This is a genomic window from Lacinutrix venerupis (genome assembly GCF_001971745.1).
GTDB lineage: Bacteria > Bacteroidota > Bacteroidia > Flavobacteriales > Flavobacteriaceae > Lacinutrix > Lacinutrix venerupis.
Genome location: NZ_CP019352.1, coordinates 1478883 through 1505567 on the forward strand (window position 1 = coordinate 1478883; position 26685 = coordinate 1505567).

Consider the following 26685-nt stretch of genomic DNA (forward strand, 5'->3'; position numbering starts at 1 on the left):
TAACCTATGTAAAGTAGCTTTTTTCTTTGCATTCTACTAGTATATTTCTAGATTTTTTTGGGTATCTCTCTCTAAAATATGGCTTATATATTACCTAATAATAAGCTTCAATTTTATGTAAACTTTAAGATTTTTAAGTTTAAACTGTTAAGAATTGGTTAAATAAATAGAATTATAAAACCATAGGTTTGACAACTTCGTAAATAAAGCCAAATAACAATAAAACCAATAAACATGAAAATTTTAAAAAATTCAATTCAACTATTTAGCTTATTTGCTCTAACATCTTTAACATTTACATCTTGTAGTGATGACGACGACAATAACAATGTTATTAATATTCCAGATGCAGAAAGCGTTAAACTTTTTACTTCAAACAATGCAGACGGAAATATAAATATTTATGATGTAACAGATTTATCTAATGTTACAGCTTCTACGTTAATTACAAATAGTACAATGGCAGACGGTATTTATTATGATGATGATACAGATACAGTTTACCAAGTATCTAGATCTAGTTTAGCTTTAGAAGGTTTTGCAAATGCTACAACATTAGCTTCTGGAACAACCGTAGATGTTGATGTTGCAGGAACTGCAGACATGGATAGCCCAAGAGAAGTAGCTGTAAACGACAATATGTATGTAGTAGCAGATAATTCTGATGTTGATGGAGATCCAAATACACCAGATGGAAGATTATTTATTTATGAAAAAAGTGGAAATTCTTTTTCTTTAAGAAACACAGTTACTACAGGTTTTAAACTTTGGGGAATTGTATTTAATGGTTCAGATTTATATGCAATTGTTGATGCTACCGGAGATTTAGCAGTATTTCAAGGCTTTTTAGCTAACAATACAGATGCTATTGTTGCACCAACTAAAAGAATTACAGTTGAAGGTATTGTAAGAACTCACGGTATTACTTTTGATGATGATACAGATACAGCTGTGTTAACAGATATTGGAGACGCTGCAAGTGCTACAGATGGTGGTTTTCATGTTATTTATAACTTTACATCAAAGTTAGATGCTACACCAGATAGTGGTACATTATCAGTAACAGACCAGATTAGAGTTTCTGGAACAAATACTGTTTTAGGAAACCCTGTAGATGTTGCTTACGATGACGAAACAGAGACAGTTTATATTGCAGAGGCTGCAAATGGTAAAATTTTAGCTTTTAACAATATTGGTACAGGTGGAAATTTAACACCAGTATTAAATAATGATTTAGCATCTGCTTCAGCAGTTTATTTAGAAAGAGATTAATTATATAATTAATTTATAAAAAAAGCCACACTTTTAAGTGTGGCTTTTTTTATATGTTTATATCTTCTAAATGATAATTTTTTATAGACTCTACAGGAGAAATAATTTTGTAATTCTTCCAAATTTCAGGATTATAAGCTTCTATAGATTCTATTTGATATTCATCTTCGTTTAAAAACTCCTTAAAATTAGTATTGTTAGTTGTTGTATTTTCTATAAAGTACAGTTCTTCTTTACTGCTAGAAGTTGCTTCTACTTTAAATTTAAATTTAAAAGTTGTCTTTTCATCATCCTCACTCATTACATTTTTTATAAACTTTAAAGGCCTAGATAAATAAGCATATTGTTGTTTTTCTATATTAATAAATTGTGGACTATATAAATTATCGTCTCCTTTTTTAAATACAACAGATCCATTAATTTTGTTTTCTATAAATTTAATACCAACTAACATTTTTAAATTTAATCGTTTTCCAAATCTGTTTTCTGCTAAATTGTAGTCTATTTTTATAACAGCAAAATCTTTTGTGTTTACATAAAAAACACCTTCAAATTTCTCACTTTTTCTTTTAGGAGTAAAAGTTATTTTATAAACTGGGTTCCCATTAAAATACGAAATACCATCTAGTGTATAATCGTTTTTAGATGTATTAAAAAGAAAACTAAAATAGGAGTTTTCGTTTATTGCGTTTTTATTTAATAAAACTTTTAAATCTGAAGCTATTTCTTTAGTTTTTGGTGTTTCTTTGGTTTTAAATACGTTATCTACTTTTATTGAATCTTCAATTTTAAACAAGCCACTTTTTAATTTGTAAGTAGAACTTGAATCTAATTGCTTTGTAATTATTTTTATAAAATCAGTTTGTAATTTATCTGTAGATTTATCTTTAGCTTGATTAATTAATTTAGTAGCCTTTGTAACATTTATTTTTATACTATCGTTAAGTTTTGCATAGTTTAATAAAATGTCTTTATAGTAAGTAGATGTTTTGTTTACAGCAAAATTTTGTAAGTCTTCAAATTGAGAATTTATGGTTTTAATAGTGCTTTTACTAAGTTCTGAAGCTTTTAAAATTTCAAACTCCATTTTTTTAGGAGTACTAACTATCGTATTTCTATAAAATATTTGACTTTTAAAATCTAAATTGTAATTGCTAGAAATACTATCTTTTACCTTTTGTAATATTTCTTCAACGTTAAGTTTTTTATTTGTTAAATAAACTTCAGATAAAACATCGAAACGCTCTTTTAAAATATAATCTTTACTAATAAATTTATTTAACGGTATTTCTTTTGTTTCAAAACCTAAATACGAAATTTTTACAATTTCATTTTCGGCAAAACCTTTTGTACTTATTGTAAAGTCTCCTTCTTGATTAGATATAGTGCCATGTTTTTCTCCTATTTGAATGGTAGCATATGGTATAGCTAAATTTTCTGTAGATAAAATTTTACCACTAACAGATTGGGCTTGAAAAAATGTAATATTTATTAAAGAGATAAATAAAACTAAAAGCGTTTTTTTAATATTCATGTGCGTAGTTTTTATATAGACGATTTGGAATACAAAATGTTTCTAAGTTATTAATTTAATTCTAAAAAAAAAGTTCTTTTACAGTATTAGTGTAAAAGAACTTTTCTTATAAGCTTATTATGTAAAGTTAATTAGTCTTCACTTTCTTGCATAGTATGGTATACGTTTTGCACATCGTCATCTTCTTCTAATTTTTCTAGAAGTTTTTCTACGTCTGCAGCTTGCTCTGGTGTTAATCTTTTTGTAACCTGTGGAATACGCTCAAAACCAGAAGAAATTATTTCTAAATTATTATCTTCTAAATAAGATTGAATGTTTCCAAAGCTTTCAAAAGGAGCATAAATTAAAATATAATTTTGTTCTTCTCCATTTTCATCTTGATCTGTGTCCTCAAAAATTTCTTCAACACCATAATCTATAAGTTCTAGTTCTAGTTCTTCTAGGTCTAATTCTTGAGCTTTAATTTTAAAGTTGCAAGTATGATCAAACATAAATACAACAGAACCAGAAGTACCTAAACTTCCATCGGTTTTATTAAAATAAGATCTAACATTAGCAACTGTTCTAGTGTTATTATCTGTAGCTGTTTCAATAAGTACGGCAATACCATGTTGTGCATAACCTTCAAAAAGAACTTCTTTAAAATCACCTTGATCTTTTTCACTTGCCTTTTTTATAGCACGCTCTATATTATCTTTAGGCATGTTTACAGACTTGGCATTTTGTATTACTGCACGTAATCTTGAGTTGCTATCTGGATCTGGTCCACCTTCTTTTACAGCCATTACAATGTCTTTTCCAATACGAGTAAATGCTTTACTCATGGCAGACCATCGTTTCATTTTTCTTGCTTTACGGAACTCAAAAGCTCTTCCCATTTAAAATATTATTTATATGCTCTTTTAATTATTACAAGAATAAATTTATAAAAAGAGAAATTATTGTTAATTAGTTTTATTGCAATTAAGCAGTTACACAAATTTAAAAAAAATGTTTACGTACAAAAACGTTTGTAGCTAAACTATTTTGTATAATTTTAATCGTTAGGTACGTGTCTAGCTAAAAATTTAGATTTAGCTTCTTCCATTTTAATAAGTACTTTTTGCCTATTACTATTTAAGGCTGAATTTACTTTGTTGTAATTATTTCCAGCTTTATTAATTTCTTTTGTTTTTTTATTGTAGGCATCTATTTGGTCTTTAGTACGCTTGTTTTCTGGTGTTTTGTCTATCGCGGTTTTAATGGTTTCAAAATCTTCTTTTAGAATTAAGAAATCTGCAATAATTGGAATTTTATTTTCAGATTCTTCAATAAAAAAATTGAACACTGTTTTGTATGCTAGTATTAAACTTTTATCGTTTTTATATGGTTTTATTGTATCTAAAATTTTTAATCCTTCTTTGGCGGCTTGATTTAAAGCATTAGAGTTTTGTTGAATACCGCTTACGTCGCTTTTTTCTACAGCTTCCCATAAATAGACTTCGTTAATATAAACTTTAAAGAAAGTTAGGTATAGTGCGTTAGAATGGTCGAAGACTTGGTTCGAAATCTCCATTTTTTTTCCCAAATCGTTCTCACTTTCAATAATGTTTATTTTATTTTTATTTGCAAAGGCGTATAGGTTTTTCTCGTATTCAATTTGAGATTGCATCATCTTTTCGTCTGCCAATTCTTGAGCCAATATATACGCTTCCATTAAATCGTAAGACTGTTCTGCAACTGCTTTCATGTCAATAATATCTGCATATTCTTTTTTTAATAAGCTTTCATTTAAACGCATGTGTTTAAGCACATTGTTTTTATAGGTGTCGCCATCAAAACCATTTGCTTTTTCAATTTTTGCAATGGCACGCTCTACAGTTTTTATTAAAACTTCTCTTTTTTTAGCTATGCTTTTATCACTTTTACTATGTGCAATTGCTTTTGTATATTTCCAAGTGTTTTTAGTAACTGTTTTTTGTTCTTTTCCAATAAATTCTAGATAATCTACAGCTGTGTTAAAGCTTTGTGCATTTGTAAAAAAAGAGATAAAAAGAAAGAATGCAATAATTATTTTAGATAAAATGTTCATTAATTAGGAGTTGTTAAGTTTTTTAAAATATGTTTGGCTTCATTTATATATATATCTTGCGACAGTGTTTTTAAAACAGTATCATTCTGTTCTTTATCGTCGCTGTTATATTTTAAAAGCTCGGTTGTAGATTTAGTATTTAAAATTTTAAATAGAGCTGGTTGGGTGTCTTCTGCTTCAAAAATAAAATCTAAAGTTGCTTGTCTACGTTTTTTTTCTTCAAAAACATCATTTAAAGTAAGCTTATATTTTGTTCCTCTTTTGTATAATAAATTATAAAAGGCTTTATTTATTTCTGATATTTTTTTGAAATTTTCATCGTTTAATATACGCGTTTTACTACTATTTTCAGCAATGTTTGTATTTATCTTTGTAAATGGTACATGTTTTAAACTAACGTTAGTTTTAGTATTTTGTAAGGCATATGGTTTATTACTCTCTGCAGTATTAAAATTATCGTATAATGATGGTAATTTAATATCCGGAATAACTCCAACAGCTTGATGGCTTTCTCCTGTAACTCTATAGAAAGCTTGTATTGTTAATTTTGCGAAGCCTAAAGAGCTATCTTCTATAGATAGTGGTAAAATAGTTTGTGCGCTAGATTTGCCGTACGTTTTTGAGCCTACAATAATTGCTCGATTGTAATCTTGCATAGCCGCAGCAAAAAGCTCTGATGCAGATGCACTATAATCGTTTACTAAAATTACAATTGGTTTGCTATAAAAGCTACCACGTTTATGGTCTTTAATTGTAAAATTTTCTCCATTTTTAGATTTTATAATAGCTACAGGTCCACGGTCTATAAACATTCCAGAAAGTTCTATGGCTTCTTGCATAGAACCGCCGCCATTAAATCGTAAATCTAAAATTAAACCTTCTATATTTTCTTTTTGAAGCTTGTATAGCTCCTTTGCTATATCTGCAGTTAGTCCACGACCATTTGGAGATTCGAAATTTGTATAAAAGCTTGGTATCTTAATGTAGCCATAATTAGATACATCGTTAATAAGGTAACCTCTAATGGCATTATCTTCAACTTTAATATTGCTTTTTGTAAGCTTTATATCTTGTAGTGTTCCGTTTTTCTTTTTAATAGAAAAAGTAAGTGTTTTGTGTTCTTCTTTATTAAGATATAAAATAATATCTTCATTAGATACGCAATGTATTCTAAATATAGATTTACCATTAGAAATGGATTGTATAATATCGTCTTCTTCAAATTTACCATTTTCAAAAGCAGCACTACCAGGAATAATATTTGCAACAACAATATCTCCATTATCATTTTTTGTTGTTATAATTCCAAAAGATAGTTGATTTTTAGAGAGTCTGTTTTGGTAGGTTAGTTTTTGTGTAGAGTTAAAAAATGAAGAATTAGGATCGTTTACCTTTACATAAGCATTTAAAAAAGCGTGTTTTACAAAAGTATTTATGCCTCCGTCTTTATTCAATAATTCGTTTAAAAGGCAGATTTCGTTTTCTATAACAATGTTTTTTGCTACTTTTTCTAAACTATTAAAATTCTTTTTTAAGGTTTCAATATCATTATTTTCGTCTAATAATTTAGTTATTATACGATAGCTAATACGTTTTTTAAGTCCATTGTTTAAAGCAGTTTCGTCCTTATAAAAAGTGTAGAATTTTTCTGGTGTATGTTGTAGTGTTAATGTTCCAGAATAATCTAAAGGTATATTTTTTAAAGCTTCAAGCTTTGTAATGTTTAACTTTATATTATGTTCTAAGACAGAAATATATTTATCTATAAATTGACAATTTCCATTTTCTATATAGTTGTCTAGTTTAAATTCATCTACATTAAAATTGGTAATATCACTTTTTAAAAAATAATCTTTGTCGGCGTCCATTTCTTTAAGAAACAACTTGTAAATATGTTTAGAAGTTGTGTCGTTTAGTGTTTTTGGAGCAAAATGCTTAGACTCTATAGTAGATTTAAGAGCTGTAACTTGTTTACAAAATAGCGTGTTTTCTTGGCAGTAACTACAAACTGAAATGCATAACAGTAGCGAAATAAAAAGATGTCTAATCATTAAGGGCATTAAATAGTCTGGTAAAATACAAAAAAAGTTAGTACAACCTTAAGTTTTACTCTTCTTCTTCAACAATGCCTTCAATTGCAAGTGCTAGCTTAATATCTTTTAATGTTACGCCTCCAGCATCGTGAGTAGATAGTTTTATATTTAACACATTGTAAGTGTTTGCCCAATCTGGATGATGGTTTAAAGCTTCGCACTCAAACGCAATACGACTCATAGCACTAAAGCAATCTTTAAAATTTTTGAACTCGTACTCTGTATGGATAGCATGGTCTGCATAATTCCATTCTGGCAACTTTTCTAAATGTTTTTCTATTTCTATTGTTGTAAGTTTCTCCATAATAATTTGAAAGTTTTTATGATGATTTAATAGTATTATCTAAAAATAAGAATACTATTGTTTAATAAAGAAACTATAACATGTTTTATTAAAAAACGAGTAATAAAAACTATACTGCTAATTCTTTAAAAATCTCCGAACTATCTAGTTGTAAGTGTTTGGGTAATTTATTGTTTTTTGGAAGTACTGCTAGATAACGCTCTTCGTTTGTAGTATATACGTTTTTAAATAGAGGTTTAATGGTACTTATGGTTTCAATAATTTCTTTTATAAAATCATCATGATGAACTAGGTCATTACTTCCTAAATGAAAAACACCATATTTGTTTCTGTTTATTATATAATGAATTTGTTGTGTTACTTTAGTGTCTGTTGTAACATTCATTACCAAATTTGGAAACACTTCAATTGGTAAACCTTCCTTTAAAAAAGCTTTAATTTCCTTAATTCTTGGTGATTGTGCACCAAAAACCATTGGTAATCTTATTATTACAATTTGCTTTTTAGGCATTCGTAATAATAAGTTTTCAATTTTAATTTTAAAATGGCCGTACATACTATGGCTTAAAGTTTTATCAAGTTCATAACTTGGGAATTTACTATAAGCATCGAAAACATTGGCGGAAGATAAGTATATAAGTTTAGCATTATAAGCTATAATATATTCGCTTATATGTGCATGGGCAATTACTTGAGCCGAAAAGTTACCGCGTAATGCCGAAACAATAATTGTAGGTTTTACAATATCAAGAATTTCAAAAATATCATCTTCCTCTACATTATATTGAAAATAATGTTGGTTTTTATCAAAACCATAATTATCTGTTCTATAAGTACCATAAGTTCTAAAATAGGAGCAGAGTTCTTTGTAGATGGCTTCGCCAATAAAACCGCTTGCACCTAAAATTAAAATTCTGTGTTTTCTGTCTATTTCTTGCTTCATTTAATATTATAAATATTAAAAGATAGAACGGTTTGTTTTAGTAGTAAATTGCTCTAACGCTTGCATTCCTATTAAAGAATTTCCTTTAGGGTTTAAACCAGGAGACCATGTTACAATTACAAAATCGTCTGGAAGTAGCGCTACAATACCACCGCCAACTCCACTTTTTCCAGGTAAACCAACTTCAAAAGCAAATTCTCCTGCTTCATCATAAAAACCACAAGTAAGCATGATTGCATTAATCCTTTTAACCTGACTTAAAGTAATGTGGGCTACATTATTTATACATTTTCCTCGGTTTGAAAACATATAAAATGCATTTGCTATTTGAGAACAATTCATCTCTAAAGCACATTGGTGAAAATAAAAATCTAATACAACTTCAACATCGTTATTTAAGTTGTTATATGCTTTTAAAAGGTTAGCTGCAGCGTAATTATTATATCCTGTAAGTTTTTCGGATTTAGCAACTTTTAAATTATAATTAATAGTTTGATCTCCAGAGATGTCTCTTACATAATTTAAAAAATCTTGTTTAGGATTATTTAATCGAGAGACTAAAATATCTGCAACAACTATAGCTCCAGCATTAATTAATGGGTTTCTAGGTATTCCATTTTCGTGCTCTAGTAAAGATAGATGATTAAATGGATCGCCTGATGGTTCAACATCTACACGTTCCCAAATTTTTTTGTCCTCGAAAGCTATGGCTTTAGATAGGGCTAAAACTTTAGAAATACTTTGTATAGAAAAAGGTTTATCCCAATCTCCAACATGATAATTGTTACCGTTTATATGCTTTAAATAAATGCCAAAACTTTCTTTTTTCTGTTTTGCCAATTCGGGAATATAATCTGCCACAATACCTTTGTCTGTGGCAGATTTTAAGTTGTTATATATTGTATTAATTACATTTTGAAAATCAGTCATACATTTTATTATCCTTTATAAAAAGGTAATTTAACTACCGTTGCAGGTACAGCTTTTTTACGAATTTGAATGTTAATTTTACTATTTACATCTGTAAATACCATTGGTACATAACCTAAACCAATTCCTTTTCCAAGCATTGGAGACATTGTTCCAGACGTTACTTCACCTATTTTTTGACCTTGTCCGTCTACTATATCATAACCTTGTCTTGGAATACCACGCTCGTCTAACTCAAAAGCAACTAATTTTCGTTCTACACCTTTACGTTTCTGCTCTTCTAAAGCATCAGAATTTGTAAAATCTTTAGTGAATTTTGTTATCCAACCTAAACCGGCTTCTAATGGAGATGTAGTATCGTCTATATCGTTTCCATATAAGCAATATCCCATTTCTAAACGTAAGGTGTCACGAGCTGCTAGACCTATTGGTTTAGCGCCAGCATTAATAACTTTATCCCAAATTTGTTTTACTTCGTTGTTTTTACAGTAAATTTCAAATCCTCCACTTCCTGTATATCCAGTTGCAGAAATAATTACATTATCGATACCAGCAAAATCTCCAACTACAAAGTTGTAAAATTTAATTTCGGCTAAATCATGACTTGATAATGCTTGCATTTTTTCTACTGCATTAGGACCTTGTATTGCTAAAAGAGAGTAGTCTTCGCTTAAATCTCTCATTTCTGCACCAACATCGTTTTTTGAAGAAATCCAATTCCAGTCTTTTTCAATATTACTAGCATTTACAACTAGTAAATATGTTTCTTCTTTTATTTTGTATATAATTAAATCGTCAACAATCCCACCATCGTCATTTGGTAAGCATGAGTATTGTGCTTTGCCTACAGTTAATTTTGAGGCATCATTACTAGATACTTTTTGAATTAAAGCTAATGCATTTGGACCTTCTATTAAAAACTCTCCCATATGCGATACATCAAAAACACCGCAATCTTTTCTTACTGCTTCGTGTTCTATATTTACGCCATCGTATTGTACTGGCATGTTGTAGCCTGCAAAAGGTACCATTTTAGCGTTTAATGCTTCGTGTGTTGCTGTTAGTGCTGTGTTTTTCATGTAAAATATATTTTTGCTTTCGCATAAGCGAAACGTCTTTTTTTTTCGAAAACAAAAGTATTGAAAATTATTGAGTTGGTTTTAATGTGATTTAGTTTAAAATTTTAAGTTGTGTTATTTAATTTCAAGTTTGTTTTTTTTCATAAAAGTATATTAAATTGATACTAAACTTAAGTTAAACAACTTTAAATCTTATGAGTTAGCTTATTATATTCTTAAATTTAGGAATGGAAAATATTTTAGTAGCAGGTGCAAATGGTACCACAGGAAAAAAAATAGTAAATCTTTTAAATGAATCTCAATATTTTAACCCAATTGCAATGGTTAGAAAAGAAGAGCAGCAAGCTTATTTTAAAGCGAAGCAAATAGATACTGTTTTAGGTGATTTAGAAGAAGATGTTTCTCATGTCTTTAAAGGCAATGTAGATAAAGTTTTATTTGCAGCAGGTTCTGGAGGGAAAAAAGTTGTAGAAGTTGATCAAGAAGGAGCAAAACGATTGATTGATGCGTCTAACAAAAATAATATTAAAAAGTTTGTAATGTTAAGTTCGATGGGAGCAGACCAACCAGAAAATGCCGAGGAATTAAAAGAGTACTTAAAAGCAAAGCATAATGCAGATGAATACTTAAAATCTAGTGGCTTAAATTTTAGTATTGTTAGACCAGGAAGTTTAACTAATGATGAGCTTACAAATAAGATTGAATTAGAGAAAAAATTGAATAAAAGAGGAGAAATTAGTAGAAACGATGTTGCACAAACTTTGGTGAGTGCTTTAAATGATGATGTTGCTAATAATGCAACGTTTGAAATTATTAAAGGAAATACTTTAATAGGTGAAGCTTTAAATAAAGTCTCTGCTGTATCAGCATAATTTCAAAAAGAAATTAATATAAAAAAACAGCTACTTAATTAGGTAGCTGTTTTTTTTATATTTAAAATTGAAAATCTCTTTTGAATATGCTTATTTTAATAAGAAATTTTTTAATTCCTTGTAACTACTAATTTTTGTAGCTTCTTTTGTTTTACCTATAACTGCTTGTATTTGTTTTGGTAATGGTTGTTTTTCCTCAATAACTTCTTCAACAACATCTAAGAATTTTGTAGGATGCGCAGTTTCTAAAAACACACAATGCGTATTAGGGTTATTTTTTAAATAAGCTTTGCAACCTAAATAGCCAACTGCTCCATGAGGATCTGCGACATAGTCGTATTTATCATAAATCTCTTTTAAAGCAGTCTTGGTTTCTTCATCGCTAAAGCTGTAAGAAGACAGGTTGTTTTTTAAAGAAGTAAACTCTTTTTTATAAATTTCTTGAATACGTATAAAATTACTTGGATTTCCTACGTCCATAGCATTACTAATAGTTTGCACAGATGGTTTTGGTATGTACTCTTCGGTTTGTAAATAATTGGTTACTACATTATTATCGTTATTACTAGCTATAAAATGCTTAATTGGTAAACCTAATTGTTGCGCCATCATTCCTGCACAAACATTACCAAAATTGCCACTTGGCACAGAAAATACAATGTCTTTATGTTCTTTATGCAATTGCTTGTAAGCAAACATAAAATAAAAAAGCTGTGGTAACCATCGTGCAACGTTAATAGAATTAGCAGAGGTTAATTGCATTTTACTTGTTAGTTCTTTATCTAAAAAAGCACGTTTAACCATATCTTGGCAATCATCAAAAACACCATCTACTTCCAATGCTTTTATATTTTGCCCAAGTGTTGTTAATTGTTTTTCTTGTATTTCGCTAACTTTTCCGCTAGGATATAAAATAACAACATTAACACCTTTTACACCTAAAAAACCATTTGCAACAGCACCACCAGTATCTCCAGAGGTTGCTACTAGAACTGTAACTTCGTTAGTGTTTTCTTTATTAAAATAGCCTAAGCAACGTGCCATAAATCGTGCTCCAACATCTTTAAATGCCATTGTAGGACCATGAAATAATTCTAAAGTAGAAATATTATCGTTGAGTTTAACAATAGGAAAATCGAACGCTAAAGTTTCTTCTACAATCGTTTTTAAAACGTCTTCTGGAATTTCCGGACTAACAAATTGTTTAATAGCTTCGAAAGCAATTTCAGAATGAGATAAATTATCAATATTATCGAAAAACGATTGTGGTAATGGTGTTATAGTTTCTGGAAAATATAAACCTTTATCTGGCGCCAATCCTTTTATAACTGCATCTTTAAATGTTGTGTTTGGTGCTTTATGATTTAGACTATAGTAATTCATATATATTGTTTTTAATATTTATGCTAATAGGAAATTATAGTATTTTAATTCCATCTGCATTAATTTTAGAAGTAAATGTGTAAAATTCAATTTCTGTTTTACTGTAAATTTCCTGTATTGCTTTTTCTACTTTTTTTGCTGTTTCTAAACTTTCTGATAATGAAAATATTGAAGGTCCCGAACCCGATATGCCGCATCCTAAAGCGCCATTGTTTAAAGCTGCCTCTTTTACATCGTTGTAATGTGGAATTAACTTGCTTCTGTAAGGTTCTACAATAACATCTTGTAAAGAGTCTCCTAATAAATGATAATCGTTTGTATGTAAGGCGTGGACTAAACTACCAAGGTTAGACCATTGTGTAATGGCATTTTCCATTGGTATGCTTTTTGGCAAAATATCTCTAGCCTCAGAAGTTTTTACTTCAATTTGAGGATGTATTAATGTTGCATATAAATTTGTAGGAGTAGGTAGCTCTAAAATTTTTAAAGGATGATTGCTTTTTACTAATGTAAAGCCACCAAAAATGCCTGGTGCAATATTATCTGCGTGTTCACTACCACTAGCAACGGCTTCTCCTTTCATTGCGAATGTAGAAAGTTGTGTTTTAGAGTAAGGTTTACCTAATAGTTCGTTTATTGCAAAAACAACTCCAGATGCACTAGCAGAACTACTACCAATGCCACTTCCAGGTTTAATTTTTTTATAAATTTCTATTTCGAATCCACACTCTGGTTTTGCATCATTATAAATAGCTAAAGCCGCAACACCTGCAACATTTTTTTTAACTTCAAGAGGTAGATTAAAACCTTCTATTTTAGTAATTTTAATACCTTTTTCTTGAGTTTTTTTAATTACCATTTCATCTCCAACAGTGTCTAAGCAAAAACCTAGAACATCAAATCCGCAAGAAACATTTGCTACAGTTGCTGGTGAGAATATTTTTATTTCGTTCATAATTCTATAGAAAAAGAAATTAGAAAGAGTGATAATTACTTTTACTCTCTATTCTTTATTTTCAATTTTTTTATTTGCTTCCTACTTTAATAATATCTGCAAACAATCCAGAGGCAGTTACATCTGCACCAGCACCAGCACCTTTTACAATTAAAGGTTGTTCTGGATAGCGTTCTGTATAAAACATAACAATATTATCTTTTCCTTCAAGATTATAAAACGGATGACCTTCTGGAATTTCACGTAAACCAACTTTTGCTTTGCCGTTTTTAAATTCGGCTACATACTTTAACTGGCAATTTTTTTCTTTAGCAGAAGCATACAGTTCTTGAAAATGGGCTTCGTCTTTTATAAGTGTTTTATAAAAATCGTCTACTGTATCACTCTCTATATTTGCTTTTGTTAAAAACGAATCGTTTTCTATAGCTTCAATTTCCATTACTTCACCATTTTCGCGAGCAAGAATTAATATTTTTCTAGCTACATCTATACCACTTAAATCTATTCTAGGATCTGGTTCCGTATAACCTTCAAACTGCGCACGTTTTACAATATCATGAAAATTTGTACGATCGCTAAAATTGTTAAAAACAAAGTTTAAGCTACCAGATAATACCGCTTGAATGCTAGTAACCTTGTCTCCAGAAGTAACTAAATTACTTAATGTGTTAATTATTGGTAAACCTGCACCAACATTTGTTTCGTACAAAAATGGTGTGTTATATTTAAGCGATAAATCTTGTAAATGTTTGTAGTTTTGGTATGTACTAGAACACGCAATTTTACTACATGCAACTACAGCAATACTATTTTTTAAATAGTGTTCGTACATTTTTGATACGTCTTCATTTGCAGTAATATCTACAAAAATACTGTTACGTAAATTGAGTGCTTTTACTTTTTCTAGAAAACCATTTAAACTAGATTTATCTGCATAATGAAACTTAGAAGCCCAGTTGGCTAAATCTATACCTTCAGCATTAAAAACCATTTTTTTAGAATTTGAAAGTCCAACAATTCTAAGGTCTAGCTTTAAGTTCTTTTTTAAATAATTACGCTGCTGGTGAATTTGGTCAATTAGTTTCTCTCCAACATTACCAATACCTGTAATAAATACATTAAGTTGTTTAATATTGTTTTCAAAAAAGCGTTCATGTATAGTATTTAATGCCTTTTCAACATCCTTTTCTGAAATTACAGCAGATATATTTCTTTCTGAAGCGCCTTGAGCAATAGCTCTAATATTAATGTTATTTTTTCCTAAAGCACTAAACATTTTACCACTAATACCTTGATGACTTTTCATGTTATCACCAACTAAAGCAATAATAGATAAGTTGTTTTCTACTTGAATAGGATCAATTTTATGTTTAGAAATTTCATATTCAAAAGCTAGATTAATTGCTCTTTCTGCTTGAACAGTATCATGTTTAGAAATTCCGAAACATATAGAATGTTCTGATGATGCTTGAGTAATTAAAATAATATTAATTTTTTCTTGAGATAAGGTTTCAAATAAACGTTTAGAAAAACCTGGTACACCTACCATGCCATTACCTTGTAATGTTAGTAATGAAATGTCATTAATATTAGTAATACCCGTAGCTGTTGAAGATTTTGTATTCCCATCGTTAGAAATTACCGTACCAACATCGTTTGGTTTAAGCGTGTTTTTTATATGAATAGGAATATTTAAATCTAAAACGGGCTGCACCGTTGGAGGATATAAAACTTTTGCACCAAAATGCGACAATTCCATAGCTTCGTGATAGCTAATACGTTCTATTGGGTAAGCTTGTTTTACAAGTTTTGGATTTGTAGTAAACATACCACTAACATCTGTCCAGATTTCTAATTTTTCAACCTTTAAAGCAGCAGAAATAATAGCTGCTGTATAGTCAGATCCGCCACGACCAAGTGTAGTAATTTCTCCTAATTCGGATTTAGAAATAAAACCAGGAAGTATTGTAATGTCTTGTGTAGCATCATTAAAATAATCATTAATGTTTTTATTTGTAGGCTCAAATTTAACTTCAGCTTTTGTAAAGTTAGAATTGGTAACTATAAGTTGCTGTGTGTTTTTTCTAATGGCATTATTTCCTTTATATTTTAAGGTTTCGGCTATAATATAAGAAGATAATAATTCTCCAAAACTAACTAGCCTATCCGATGTTTGTGGTGATAATTCTTTAATTAAAAAGATACCATCTAACAGATTTTTTAGACTCTTTAATTTTTCTTCTAAAACTTTAATAATTTTAGAATTATTATTAGGGACAAGCGTTTCTAAAATTGTAATATGTTTTGCTTTAATCGCTTTATATTCAGTTTTATAACTCTTTTCACTGTTTTTTGCTAAGTTACCTGCATTAAGTAATTTGTCTGTTATGCCTCCAACAGCAGAAACCACACAAATTACTTTATCCTGTTTAGAATAATCTTCTAAAATAGTAATAACTTTATTTATGTTTTTTGATGAACCTACAGATGTTCCTCCAAATTTTAGTACTTGCATTTGCGAAAAATTTATTTTGTATTAACTTTTTAGGTTGAGTAGTATTTTGCTACTATTTTTGATGCGGAAGTAAAATATTAAATACCCAAAAGGGTAATAATATTTGTAATTGTAAAAATAAACATAACGAAACATGCTTCTAAGATAGAAGCAGATTTTAAAGTTGAAATTAATGTTTTGTTATACATTTTTACTGTGAAATACTTAGTAAATGTATTACTTTTACACTAATAACAAAACTAATTAGTGATTTTTATATTATTCTGAATAATAGTCACTTTAATTTTTAAAATGAAAGCATAATTGCTTTAGAACTGAATAATCTTGAAAAGTTATATTTTATCTTTCAACACGACCTACAAATAAATATGAAAATATTCTCTAAAGAACAAATTTACGAAGGCGATAGGCTAACTCAAGAAAAACAACAAATTTCCTCTACAGATTTAATGGAACGAGCAGGAAGCCAAATTTTTAATTGGTTGCATACAAGAATGCAAGGTGCTCAAGTACCAATACATGTTTTTTGTGGTATTGGTAATAATGGTGGAGACGGTTTAGTAGTTGCAAGACATTTAATTACACACGGTTACAATGTAAACACTTATGTAGTAAACTGTAGCGATAAACGTTCTAAAGATTTTTTAATTAATTACGATCGTATAAAAAATGTAACTAAAAAATGGCCAACATTATTAAGTTGTGAGGATGATTTTAGCGATATAAATATTGAAGAAAAAGATATTATAGTTGATGCTGTTTTTGGAATTGGATTAAATCGTCCTGTAGATGCTTGGGTAAAAAGCTTATTTAACTTTTTTAGAAGCACAAAAGCCTTTACATTATCTATAGATTTACCATCAGGGTTACCATCAGATAGAGGAGTGGAAGACCCAGAAGCAGTTGTTAATGCTGGTTATACATTAAGTTTTCAAACTCCAAAAATGGTATTCTTTTTACCTGAAACTGCAAAATATACTGTGCAATGGGAGGTATTAGATATTGGTATTGATCCAGAATATTTATTTACAACCCAAACCGAAGCTAATTTAATTGGTAAAAACGAAGTCTTGCCAATATATAAACCTCGCGAGAAATATAGCCATAAAGGTACTTTTGGCCATGGTTTAATTGTAGGAGGAAGTTACGGAAAAATTGGAGCAGTAACATTGGCAAGTCGTTCAGTTTTGGCAGTTGGAGCAGGAAAAGTAACAGCATATACGCCAAAATGCGGATATATACCGTTGCAAACAGCTTTTCCGGAAGCTATGGTAATTACAGATGCAGATGAAGAAAAACTTACTAAAATAGATTTTTCAATAGATCCAACAGTTATTGGTATAGGTGTTGGTTTAGGAACAGATAGTAAAACAATAATAGCTTTTGAGAATTTTTTAAAAGCAAACAAAAAACCATTAGTAATAGATGCCGATGGTTTAAATATTTTAGCAAAAAAGAAAACGCTATTAAAATTATTACCAGAGTTAACTATTTTAACACCACACCCAAAAGAATTAGAAAGACTTATTGGTTCTTGGAAAGATGACTTTGATAAATTAAATAAAACAAAAGCTTTTGCTAAAAAGTATAAAGTAATTGTTGTTATAAAAGGAGCAAATACTATTACTGTTTTTAACGATAAATTATATGTTAATGCAACTGGTAATCCAGGATTAGCTACAGCTGGAACAGGAGATGTTTTAACAGGAATAATTACAGGATTAATTGCGCAAGGTTATGATGCTTTACAAGCAACACTTTTTGGTGTGTATTTACATGGTAAAAGTGCCGATATTTTAATAGAAGAATTTGGCTACCAAAGTATTATTGCTAGCAATGTAATAGATGGTATAAGTTTAGCGTATTTAGATTTGTTTAAACAACCCGAACAACCACAAGTAGAACAAGAAGGATAAGAAAAACTTTTACTATAAAGCATAAAAAAACCGAGTTTAAAACTCGGTTTTTTTTATATTAATTTTAGAAAACTATATATTTTCTAAACCATTTAACACTTCTCTTAATTTTGGGCTAGAAGGTCTTGGAGCATCTGCATTTACAACGTTTCCTGCAGGATCTATTAAAATAAATCTAGGAATACCGTTAATTTTAAAACCTTGAACAAACTCAGATTTCCATCCATTATCCGAAATAATTTGAATACCACCTAATTCTTTTTCAGCAATCATTTTTTTCCAACCTTCGTGAGCCAATTTAGCAGATTCTTCTCTTGTATCAGCTTTGTAACCACGACCATCATCTACAGAAACACTTACAAATTCTATATTTTTATCATGAAAATCTTTTTCAATTTCTTTTAAAGAAGGAATTTCACGAATACAAGGTCCGCACCATGTAGCCCAAACATCTATATAAACGTATTTACCTTTTAAGTCTTCTAAAGAAGTTTTACCACCTTTAGCGTTTTCAAAATCAAAACTTGGAGCAGGTTTTCCAATAAAAGATGCAAACTGAGCAGCTCTTGCTTGTTGTTGTTTGTAAAAGCCTGTAATACCTGGTTTAAATTGAACTATTTCGATTTTTTCTCTAGCTAAAAGTGTAGAATCTAAATTTTTAGAATTTTTCTCTAAAAAGTCACTCATTTCTTTTTCTAGTTCTACAACTTTAGCGTTAAATTCTACTTCTTCTAAGTCGAAAAGGCTTGGTTCAACTAAATTTTCTTGCATTATAGCTTTTTTAGATAAGTAGTTGTTAGACTCAGCTCCATTACCTGTAAATTTTAGAGACTCATCAAACTCTTTAGTATCTAAAGTAAGATTTAAATCGTATCCATTTTTTAAAAATATATTTGTAGACTCATTTCCGTCATGAAAAATATAACTCCCAGTTTTAACTTTTAACGTATCGCTAAATGTACCATCTTCATTTAATTTAATGGTTTTAGAAAATGTTCTACCTTGTACTACAAATAAAGAATCACTGTTTTTATTTTCTATTTTACCAGATAATGTTACATAATCTTTTGGTGCCTCTTCTTTACAGGCAACCACTGCTAATATAGATAAAGCTAATACTAATTTTTTCATTTTTATTAAGTGTTAAATTTTTATCAAAAGTATTAGTTTTAAAGGGATTCTCATAAATTATTAATATTATTTGCATAATAATTAACATTTGTTCATTTTTGATGGACTATAAATTGACTAAATGAGCGCATTCCATTATATATCTTCAGATAGATTAGACATTGTAACTATCTATAATATTTTTAAAGAAAATAAAAAACTAAAATTATCTGAAGAATCAATTCAGAAAATAGAAAACTGTAAAACCTATTTAAATAAAAAGTTAGACGAAGCTGATAAACCTTTTTATGGAATAAATACTGGTTTTGGATCTTTATATAATGTAGAAATTTCTAAAGCCGATTTAACAAAGTTACAAGAGAATTTAGTAATGTCTCATGCTTGTGGAACAGGAGAACGTGTTCCAGAAAGTGTAGTAAAAGTGATGTTACTTTTAAAAATACAGTCTCTTAGTTATGGACATAGTGGTGTACAGTTAGCTACGGTAATGCGTTTAATTGATTTTTTTAATAACGATGTTTTTCCGTTTGTGTTTACACAAGGTTCTTTAGGCGCATCTGGAGATTTAGCACCATTAGCACATTTGGCATTACCGCTAATTGGTAAAGGTAAAGTTGTGCACAATAAAGAAGAGGTTAATGCAAGTGCAATACTTAAAAAGTTTAATTGGGAACCTATTAAATTAGAGGCTAAAGAAGGTTTGGCTTTATTAAATGGAACTCAATTTATGAGTGCTTATGGAGTGTATTTACTGCTGTTATCTCATAAAACATCGTATATAGCAGATGTTGTTGCTAGTATTTCTTTAGATGCTTTTGATGGTAGAATAGAGCCTTTTCATGATTTAGTACACCTAGTTCGTCCTCATCCTGGACAATTAAAGGTTGCAAGACGTTTTAACGAGTTTTTAAAAGGTAGTGAAATTATTACAAGAGAAAAGAAACATGTGCAAGACCCATATTCTTTTAGGTGTATACCACAAGTACATGGTGCTACAAAAGATACTTTAGATTTTGTTGAACGTGTAATTTTAACCGAAATAAACTCGGTTACCGATAATCCAAATATATTTCCAGAAGAAGATTTAATTATTTCTGGAGGAAATTTTCATGGTCAACCATTAGCTTTGGCTTTAGATTATTTAAAAATTGCAATGGCAGAAATTGGTAATATTTCTGAGCGTCGTGTATTTCAATTAGTATCTGGCTTAAGAGATTTGCCTGCGTTTTTAGTAGATAATCCTGGTTTAAATTCTGGTTTTATGATTCCGCAATATACGGCAGCAAGTATAGTTAGTGCTAATAAGCAACTAGCAACACCTGCAAGTGTAGATAGTATTGTTTCTAGTAATGGCCAAGAAGATCATGTAAGTATGGGAGCAAATGCAGCAACTCAAGCTTATAGGTTAATAAGAAATGTAGAGCGTGTTGTTGCTATTGAACTTATGAATGCGAGTCAAGCTTTAGCATTCAGAGCGCCACTAAAAACATCTCCTTTTTTAGAGTCTTTTTTAGATATTTATAGAAAAGAAGTTCCTTTCGTTGAAAAAGATAGAGTTCTACACGATGACATTGAAGCGTCAATAGCTTTTTTAGATGAACTAGATATTGAGATAGAAGAGTTGTTTTTAAATAATTACGGAATTTAATTTTTTTTCATTTTCTTATAAAGCTTATTTGCCCATTTTTTTGCATCTTCAAGATTGCTAAATATTTCAAAAGGCTTATTAAAAAAAAGTTTTTCAATTTCAGCATTACTAACAGCCATTCCGTTTTCCGATACAACGGCAAGACCTATAATGTTTTTTATTTTGTTTGTTTCATAATAAACAGAAGGATTGACACTATAAGAATTTTTTCTATTAGATATATAAACTACACCTTTGTCTTTATAGAATTTGTCTACAATATCTACTAGTAATTGGTTGTGTTCTTTGGTAACAATTACTCCTTGGTCTATTTCCATAATTATATAGTTGTCAAATATGCTAACATAGCCTATGTCTATATTTATAATTTTGGTCATTAGTCTTGGTAAATACTTTTTTTAAAGATAAAAAAAAGAGGTTAACTAAACGTTATGTTAGTTAACCTCAATATTAAAATTATTATTTTTTATGATTTTGTAGGCTTTTCGGCCTTTTCTATATTAATAGTAATTTCGTTTGTTTTATCATCTAAATCCATAACAATTTTATCTCCTTCGGTGACTTTAGAAGTAATAATTTCTTCAGCTAAAGCATCTTCTATATATTTTTGAATAGCTCTTTTTAAAGGTCTTGCACCATATTGCTTATCGAACCCTTTTTCTGCTACATAATCTTTTGCAGCATCTGTAAGTTGTAAGTGGTATCCTAAACCTTTAATTCTAAATAATAATTTCTCTAATTCGATATCAATAATTTTATGAATATCTTCCTTTTCTAAAGCATTGAATACAACAACATCGTCAATTCTGTTTAGAAATTCTGGCGCAAAAGATTTCTTTAATGCATTTTGAATTACGGCACGGGCATTAGCATCTTCCTGAGATTTTTGAGAAGCAGTACCAAAACCAATTCCTGTTCCAAAATCTTTAAGTTTTCTAGCACCAATATTAGAAGTCATAATAATTATGGTGTTTCTAAAATCAATTTTTCTACCTAAAGAGTCTGTTAAATAACCATCGTCTAAAACTTGTAATAGCATATTAAACACATCCGGATGTGCTTTTTCTATTTCATCTAATAAAACAACAGCATAAGGTTTGCGTCTTACTTTCTCAGTAAGTTGTCCACCTTCTTCGTAACCTACATATCCTGGAGGTGCACCAACTAAACGAGAGATAGCAAATTTTTCCATGTACTCACTCATATCTATTCTAATAAGTGATTCTTCACTATCAAATAGCTCACGAGATAATACTTTCGCTAATTGAGTTTTACCTACACCTGTTTGTCCTAAAAATATAAATGAACCAATTGGTTTATTTGGGTCTTTAAGTCCGGCACGGTTTCTCTGTATAGCTTTTACAACCTTTTTAACAGCTTCATCTTGACCAATAACTTTTCCGTTAATAAGTTCTGGTAATTCTGCTAGCTTATTACTTTCGGTTTGTGCAATTCTATTTACAGGAACTCCTGTCATCATAGAAATAACATCTGCAACATTGTCTTCAGATACAATTTCTTTATGTTGTTTAGTATCTTCTTCCCATTTTTCTTGGGCAACTGTTAATTCTTTTTCTAGGCGTTTTTCATCATCACGTAAACGTGCCGCTTCTTCATATTTCTGTTTTTTAACAACAGAGTTTTTTGTTTCTTTTACCTCTTCAAGCTTTTTTTCTAACTCGATAATTTGTTTAGGCACATCGATATTTGTAATATGAACTCGCGATCCAGCTTCGTCTAAAGCATCTATAGCTTTGTCTGGAAGAAAACGCTCGGTCATGTATCTATTTGTTAATTTTACACAAGCTTCAATAGCTTCTTGAGTATATTCAACATTGTGGTGTTCTTCGTATTTACCTTTAATATTATTAAGTATTTCTATAGTTTCATCTACGGTTGTAGGTTCTACTATTACTTTTTGAAAACGACGTTCTAAAGCACCGTCTTTTTCAATGTATTGTCTGTACTCATCTAAAGTTGTAGCACCAATACATTGTATTTCTCCTCTTGCTAAGGCAGGTTTAAACATGTTTGAAGCATCAAGACTACCAGTTGCTCCACCAGCACCTACAATGGTGTGAATTTCGTCTATAAACAAAATAACATCATCGTTTTTTTCAAGCTCGTTCATTACGGCTTTCATACGTTCTTCAAACTGTCCACGGTATTTTGTCCCAGCTACTAGGCTTGCTAAATCTAAAGTTACCACACGTTTGTTAAATAAAATACGTGAGACTTTACGTTTTACAATTCTATTCGCTAAGCCTTCGGCAATAGCACTTTTACCAACACCAGGTTCACCAATTAGTAATGGGTTGTTTTTCTTTCTACGAGATAGAATTTGAGATACACGCTCAATTTCTTTTTCACGTCCAACAACTGGATCTAGTTTGCCTTCTTCTGCCATAGCAGTAAGATCTCGGCCAAAATTATCTAAAACTGGAGTTTTAGATTTTTTGTTGCTTTTACCAGTTGGAGTATTAAATATATCTTTAGAGGCATCGCCATCGTTGCTTTTAGAGCTGTCGTCTGGAAAAGACTCTGCTGTTGGCTCTATATAGTTATTATCGTCGTTTGTTATCATAGACTTAAATTGTTCTTTAACATTGTCGTAATCCACTTTAAGCTTGTTTAAAAGCTTAGTAGTAGGATCGTTTTCATTTCTTAAAATACATAGCAATAAATGTGCTGTGTTAATAGATGTGCTTTGAAATAATTTTGCTTCTAAAAATGTTGTTTTTAAAGCACGTTCTGCTTGCCTAGTTAGGTGCAAGTTTTTTTTATCGTTAGAGGTGATGGCAACATTGGGATTTGCAGGACTTAAAATTTCTACTTTACGTCGTAAATGATTTAAGTCTATATCTAAAGCATTTAAAATATTAATGGCTTTCCCATTACCGTCTCTTAATAAACCAAGCATAAGATGTTCTGTTCCAATAAAATCATGGCCCAATCTAAGGGCTTCCTCTTTACTGTAAGCAATTACATCTTTTACTCTTGGTGAAAAATTATCATCCATATTGTTGTTCCTTTCGTCAATAAATTTAGTGAATCATAATATCAATGGCAAAAACTATTCCTTAAATTGTTTTTTAGATAAAATGACATACCATTTCATTTAAGCTAATCGTAAAATTTATAAATTTTTTCTTTCTAAATGTATATAATATAGAAATAGCAGAGCTTACGTTGCGGTTTCTATTTTTAGTAAAAAAAGAAAAAAAAGACGTTAAATTAAGTCAATCTTTAGCACGAGATAGTATTATATGCTAATAGACAAAAAAAAGTTTATAAAATCAAAACAATTAACAAGATAGTTATTAACGAAAAAGGATGTTAAAATTGTTAATAAAAACTCTCAAAAAATAGGGATAAAGTCTTACTATGACTAATGAAAGTTTTATATTAGCGCGTTACGAAATATTATAAAAATTAAATTTAAGATTATATATGGCAGAAGGCGAAAAAGTGATTCCAATTAATATTGAAGATGAGATGAAATCGGCTTACATTGATTATTCAATGTCAGTTATTGTATCACGTGCTTTACCAGACGTAAGAGATGGTTTAAAACCAGTGCATAGACGTGTACTTTATGGTATGCATGAACTGGGTGTTAGAGCAAATAGTGCTCATAAAAAATCCGCTAGAATTGTAGGAGAGGTTTTAGGTAAGTATCATCCACACGGAGATACATCTGTTTACGATGCTATGGTGCGTATGGCTCAAGAATGGAGTTTACGTTATATGCTTGTAGATGGACAAGGAAACTTTGGGTCTGTTGATGGTGATAGTCCTGCAGCGATGCGTTATACAGAAGCAAGAATGCGTAAGATATCTGAAGATATGCTTGCAGATATTGATAAGGAAACTGTAGACCATCAATTAAATTTTGATGATACTCTTGAAGAACCAACAGTTTTACCAACAAGAATTCCAGGTTTACTTGTAAATGGAGCTTCTGGTATAGCAGTTGGTATGGCTACTAATATGCCACCTCACAACCTTACAGAAGTTGTAGATGGTACAATTGCTTACATCGATAATCATGATATTGAAATCGATGAGTTAATGCAACATATTAAAGCTCCAGATTTTCCAACAGGAGGTACTATTTATGGTTATGATGGAGTAAAAGAAGCTTTTCATACTGGACGTGGACGAATTGTCATGCGTGCTAATGCAAATATTGAAGAGGTACAAGGTAGAGAATGTGTTGTTGTAACCGAAATTCCTTACCAAGTTAATAAGGCAGACATGATTAAAAAAACTGCCGATTTAATAAACGATAAAAAATTAGAAGGAATTTCGACTATTAGAGATGAGTCTGATAGAAACGGAATGCGTATTGTTTACGTTTTAAAACGTGATGCAATACCAAACATTGTCTTAAATAAATTATTTAAGTATACAGCACTGCAATCCTCTTTTAGTGTAAATAATATTGCACTTGTAAAAGGTCGTCCGCAGTTATTAAACTTAAAAGAATTAATTCAATATTTTGTAGAGCACAGGCATGATGTAGTTGTACGTCGTACAACCTACGAACTTCGTAAAGCCGAAGAACGCGCACATATTTTAGAAGGTTTAATTATAGCTTCAGATAATATTGATGAAGTTATTAAAATTATTAGAGCATCGGCCAATGGAGATGAAGCAAGAAATAATTTAATAGAACGTTTTAAGTTATCCGAAATTCAAGCGAAAGCCATCGTAGAGATGCGTTTACGTCAATTAACAGGATTAGAACAAGACAAACTTCGTAATGAATACGAAGACATCATGAAAACTATTGAAGACCTTAAAGATATTCTTGCAAATAAAGAGCGTAGAATGACTATTATTAAGGAAGAGTTAATAGTTGTTAGAGATAAATATGGAGATGAGCGTCGTTCTAAAATAGAGTATGCAGGTGGAGATTTAAGTATCGAAGATATGATTCCAGATGAGAAAGTAGTTATTACTATTTCTCATGCAGGTTATATTAAACGTACGTCTTTAACAGAATATAAAACACAAAATAGAGGTGGCGTTGGGCAAAAAGCATCAACAACAAGAAACGAAGATTTCTTAGAACATTTATTTGTTGGTACAAATCACCAGTACATGCTGTTCTTTACACAAAAAGGAAAATGTTTCTGGATGCGTGTTTATGAAATTCCTGAAGGTAGTAAAACATCAAAAGGTAGAGCAATCCAAAACCTTATAAATATTGAACAAGACGATAAGGTTATGGCATTTATTTGTACTCAAGATTTAAAGGATGAGGATTACGTAAATAGCCATTATGTAATTATGGCAACTAAAAAAGGTCAAGTTAAAAAGACCTCTTTAGAGCAATACTCACGACCAAGAACAAATGGTATTAATGCCATTACTATTAAAGAAGATGATGAGTTACTAGAAGCTAAATTAACTACAGGAGAAAGCCAAGTTATGCTAGCATTAAAATCTGGTAAGGCTATTAGATTCGAAGAAGCAAAAACAAGACCAATGGGTCGTGGAGCTTCTGGAGTTCGAGGTATTCGCTTACAAGATGAAAAAACCGATGAGGTTATAGGTATGATTGCTGTAGACGATATGAATAGTAATATTCTTGTAGTTTCAGAAAACGGTTATGGTAAGCGTTCTAGCTTAGAGGATTACCGTATTACCAATAGAGGAGGAAAAGGTGTTAAAACTATCTCTATTACAGAAAAAACAGGTAGTCTTGTATCTATTAAGAATGTAACAGATGAAGATGATTTAATGATTATCAATAAATCTGGTATAGCAATTAGAATGGCAGTTGCCGATTTAAGAGTTATGGGTAGAGCAACACAAGGAGTAAAATTAATTAACCTTAAAGGTAAAGATTCTATTGCAGCTGTTGCTAAAGTAATGCATGAAGAAGAAGACGTAGAACTAGATGACGATGGAAATGTAATAACTTCTAAAGGAGTTGTAAATACCAATGATTCCGAAAATGGCACGACTGTTGCTCCAAACAACGAAGAAGAATAAAAAAATAAAAACCAATTCTTATATTTTAGAATATTA

19 protein-coding genes are annotated in these 26685 nt (G+C 30.1%); 5 read left to right on the forward strand and 14 right to left on the reverse strand.

Going from position 1 to position 26685, the window contains the following annotated elements; all coding sequences use genetic code 11:
• Nucleotides 1-234: 234 nt before the first annotated feature.
• Nucleotides 235-1272: a hypothetical protein gene (locus BWR22_RS06610; RefSeq protein WP_076732804.1), complete on the forward strand. Its 1038-nt coding sequence runs from the start codon at nucleotides 235-237 to the stop codon at nucleotides 1270-1272.
• 49 nt (nucleotides 1273-1321) lie between these two features.
• Here the strand turns inward: BWR22_RS06610 and BWR22_RS06615 are convergent, their stop codons facing one another.
• The 8 genes from BWR22_RS06615 to gcvT form a co-directional block, all read right to left on the reverse strand.
• On the reverse strand, nucleotides 1322-2806 hold the full coding sequence (locus BWR22_RS06615; RefSeq protein ID WP_076732805.1) for a carboxypeptidase-like regulatory domain-containing protein: 1485 nt from the start codon (nucleotides 2804-2806) through the stop codon (nucleotides 1322-1324).
• Nucleotides 2807-2937: 131 nt separating this feature from the next.
• The gene (locus BWR22_RS06620) at nucleotides 2938-3684 is read right to left on the reverse strand and encodes a YebC/PmpR family DNA-binding transcriptional regulator (protein WP_076732807.1); all 747 of its coding nucleotides are present in this window, start codon (nucleotides 3682-3684) and stop codon (nucleotides 2938-2940) included.
• A gap of 158 nt (nucleotides 3685-3842) precedes the next feature.
• Nucleotides 3843-4877 carry a hypothetical protein gene (locus tag BWR22_RS06625; RefSeq protein WP_076732809.1) on the reverse strand — a complete coding sequence of 345 codons (1035 nt, stop codon included), beginning with the start codon at nucleotides 4875-4877 and terminating at the stop codon, nucleotides 3843-3845.
• Nucleotides 4877-6928, reverse strand: a complete 2052-nt coding sequence (locus tag BWR22_RS06630; RefSeq protein ID WP_076732810.1) for a S41 family peptidase — start codon at nucleotides 6926-6928, stop codon at nucleotides 4877-4879. Before BWR22_RS06630 ends, BWR22_RS06625 begins: the two co-directional genes overlap by 1 nt.
• A gap of 55 nt (nucleotides 6929-6983) precedes the next feature.
• The gene (locus tag BWR22_RS06635) at nucleotides 6984-7274 is read right to left on the reverse strand and encodes a 4a-hydroxytetrahydrobiopterin dehydratase (protein WP_076732812.1); all 291 of its coding nucleotides are present in this window, start codon (nucleotides 7272-7274) and stop codon (nucleotides 6984-6986) included.
• A gap of 109 nt (nucleotides 7275-7383) precedes the next feature.
• Entirely contained in the window at nucleotides 7384-8217 is an 834-nt protein-coding gene (locus tag BWR22_RS06640; protein WP_076732814.1) for a sugar nucleotide-binding protein, read from the reverse strand.
• A gap of 15 nt (nucleotides 8218-8232) precedes the next feature.
• Entirely contained in the window at nucleotides 8233-9147 is a 915-nt protein-coding gene (locus BWR22_RS06645; protein ID WP_076732815.1) for a glutaminase, read from the reverse strand.
• Nucleotides 9148-9155: 8 nt separating this feature from the next.
• Complete coding sequence (gcvT, locus tag BWR22_RS06650; RefSeq protein ID WP_076732817.1) at nucleotides 9156-10226, reverse strand: glycine cleavage system aminomethyltransferase GcvT; 1071 nt, start codon at nucleotides 10224-10226, stop codon at nucleotides 9156-9158.
• A gap of 227 nt (nucleotides 10227-10453) precedes the next feature.
• Here gcvT and BWR22_RS06655 point away from each other — a divergent pair, with 227 nt between their 5' ends.
• Nucleotides 10454-11098: an SDR family oxidoreductase gene (locus BWR22_RS06655; protein WP_076732819.1), complete on the forward strand. Its 645-nt coding sequence runs from the start codon at nucleotides 10454-10456 to the stop codon at nucleotides 11096-11098.
• A gap of 90 nt (nucleotides 11099-11188) precedes the next feature.
• Here BWR22_RS06655 and thrC read toward each other — a convergent pair whose 3' ends face one another.
• The 3 genes from thrC to thrA form a co-directional block, all read right to left on the reverse strand.
• On the reverse strand, nucleotides 11189-12481 hold the full coding sequence (gene thrC, locus BWR22_RS06660) for a threonine synthase (RefSeq protein ID WP_076732821.1): 1293 nt from the start codon (nucleotides 12479-12481) through the stop codon (nucleotides 11189-11191).
• Between the two features lie 34 nt (nucleotides 12482-12515).
• Complete coding sequence (locus tag BWR22_RS06665; protein ID WP_076732822.1) at nucleotides 12516-13436, reverse strand: homoserine kinase; 921 nt, start codon at nucleotides 13434-13436, stop codon at nucleotides 12516-12518.
• Between the two features lie 70 nt (nucleotides 13437-13506).
• On the reverse strand, nucleotides 13507-15951 hold the full coding sequence (gene thrA, locus BWR22_RS06670) for a bifunctional aspartate kinase/homoserine dehydrogenase I (RefSeq protein WP_076732823.1): 2445 nt from the start codon (nucleotides 15949-15951) through the stop codon (nucleotides 13507-13509).
• Nucleotides 15952-16319: 368 nt separating this feature from the next.
• On the opposite strand from thrA, the gene BWR22_RS06675 reads away from it, so the two are divergent.
• Nucleotides 16320-17867: a bifunctional ADP-dependent NAD(P)H-hydrate dehydratase/NAD(P)H-hydrate epimerase gene (locus BWR22_RS06675; RefSeq protein ID WP_076732825.1), complete on the forward strand. Its 1548-nt coding sequence runs from the start codon at nucleotides 16320-16322 to the stop codon at nucleotides 17865-17867.
• A 72-nt stretch (nucleotides 17868-17939) separates the two neighbouring features.
• On the opposite strand, the gene BWR22_RS06680 is transcribed toward BWR22_RS06675, so the two are convergent.
• Nucleotides 17940-18998, reverse strand: coding sequence for a TlpA family protein disulfide reductase (locus BWR22_RS06680; protein WP_076732826.1), 1059 nt, complete (start codon nucleotides 18996-18998; stop codon nucleotides 17940-17942).
• Nucleotides 18999-19119: 121 nt separating this feature from the next.
• On the opposite strand from BWR22_RS06680, the gene hutH reads away from it, so the two are divergent.
• Nucleotides 19120-20646 carry a histidine ammonia-lyase gene (hutH, locus tag BWR22_RS06685; protein WP_076732828.1) on the forward strand — a complete coding sequence of 509 codons (1527 nt, stop codon included), beginning with the start codon at nucleotides 19120-19122 and terminating at the stop codon, nucleotides 20644-20646.
• Here the strand turns inward: hutH and BWR22_RS06690 are convergent.
• Together BWR22_RS06690 and BWR22_RS06695 are read right to left on the reverse strand one after the other, a co-directional pair.
• Nucleotides 20643-21023 (reverse strand): hypothetical protein, encoded by a 381-nt coding sequence (locus BWR22_RS06690; protein ID WP_076732829.1) that lies wholly within the window; start codon nucleotides 21021-21023, stop codon nucleotides 20643-20645. The two genes, hutH and BWR22_RS06690, sit on opposite strands and share 4 nt — an antisense overlap.
• Before the next feature lie 89 nt (nucleotides 21024-21112).
• Nucleotides 21113-23665 carry an ATP-dependent Clp protease ATP-binding subunit gene (locus BWR22_RS06695; RefSeq protein ID WP_076732831.1) on the reverse strand — a complete coding sequence of 851 codons (2553 nt, stop codon included), beginning with the start codon at nucleotides 23663-23665 and terminating at the stop codon, nucleotides 21113-21115.
• 431 nt (nucleotides 23666-24096) lie between these two features.
• Between BWR22_RS06695 and gyrA the strand changes: the two genes are divergently transcribed.
• Entirely contained in the window at nucleotides 24097-26649 is a 2553-nt protein-coding gene (gene gyrA, locus BWR22_RS06700; RefSeq protein WP_076732833.1) for a DNA gyrase subunit A, read from the forward strand.
• Nucleotides 26650-26685: the final 36 nt, after the last annotated feature.

Bases quoted from the DNA above. Each gene is read 5' to 3' on its own strand.
- hutH (WP_076732828.1), top strand. From the start codon at position 19,120: ATGAGCGCATTCCATTATATATCTTCAGATAGATTAGACATTGTAACT.
- BWR22_RS06655 (WP_076732819.1), top strand. From the start codon at position 10,454: ATGGAAAATATTTTAGTAGCAGGTGCAAATGGTACCACAGGAAAAAAA.
- BWR22_RS06665 (WP_076732822.1), bottom strand. From the start codon at position 13,436: ATGAACGAAATAAAAATATTCTCACCAGCAACTGTAGCAAATGTTTCT.
- BWR22_RS06640 (WP_076732814.1), bottom strand. From the start codon at position 8,217: ATGAAGCAAGAAATAGACAGAAAACACAGAATTTTAATTTTAGGTGCA.
- BWR22_RS06680 (WP_076732826.1), bottom strand. From the start codon at position 18,998: ATGAAAAAATTAGTATTAGCTTTATCTATATTAGCAGTGGTTGCCTGT.
- BWR22_RS06610 (WP_076732804.1), top strand. From the start codon at position 235: ATGAAAATTTTAAAAAATTCAATTCAACTATTTAGCTTATTTGCTCTA.
- BWR22_RS06645 (WP_076732815.1), bottom strand. From the start codon at position 9,147: ATGACTGATTTTCAAAATGTAATTAATACAATATATAACAACTTAAAA.
- BWR22_RS06630 (WP_076732810.1), bottom strand. From the start codon at position 6,928: ATGATTAGACATCTTTTTATTTCGCTACTGTTATGCATTTCAGTTTGT.
- BWR22_RS06695 (WP_076732831.1), bottom strand. From the start codon at position 23,665: ATGGATGATAATTTTTCACCAAGAGTAAAAGATGTAATTGCTTACAGT.
- BWR22_RS06615 (WP_076732805.1), bottom strand. From the start codon at position 2,806: ATGAATATTAAAAAAACGCTTTTAGTTTTATTTATCTCTTTAATAAAT.
- BWR22_RS06625 (WP_076732809.1), bottom strand. From the start codon at position 4,877: ATGAACATTTTATCTAAAATAATTATTGCATTCTTTCTTTTTATCTCT.
- BWR22_RS06620 (WP_076732807.1), bottom strand. From the start codon at position 3,684: ATGGGAAGAGCTTTTGAGTTCCGTAAAGCAAGAAAAATGAAACGATGG.
- thrA (WP_076732823.1), bottom strand. From the start codon at position 15,951: ATGCAAGTACTAAAATTTGGAGGAACATCTGTAGGTTCATCAAAAAAC.
- BWR22_RS06635 (WP_076732812.1), bottom strand. From the start codon at position 7,274: ATGGAGAAACTTACAACAATAGAAATAGAAAAACATTTAGAAAAGTTG.
- BWR22_RS06675 (WP_076732825.1), top strand. From the start codon at position 16,320: ATGAAAATATTCTCTAAAGAACAAATTTACGAAGGCGATAGGCTAACT.
- BWR22_RS06690 (WP_076732829.1), bottom strand. From the start codon at position 21,023: ATGACCAAAATTATAAATATAGACATAGGCTATGTTAGCATATTTGAC.
- thrC (WP_076732821.1), bottom strand. From the start codon at position 12,481: ATGAATTACTATAGTCTAAATCATAAAGCACCAAACACAACATTTAAA.
- gyrA (WP_076732833.1), top strand. From the start codon at position 24,097: ATGGCAGAAGGCGAAAAAGTGATTCCAATTAATATTGAAGATGAGATG.
- gcvT (WP_076732817.1), bottom strand. From the start codon at position 10,226: ATGAAAAACACAGCACTAACAGCAACACACGAAGCATTAAACGCTAAA.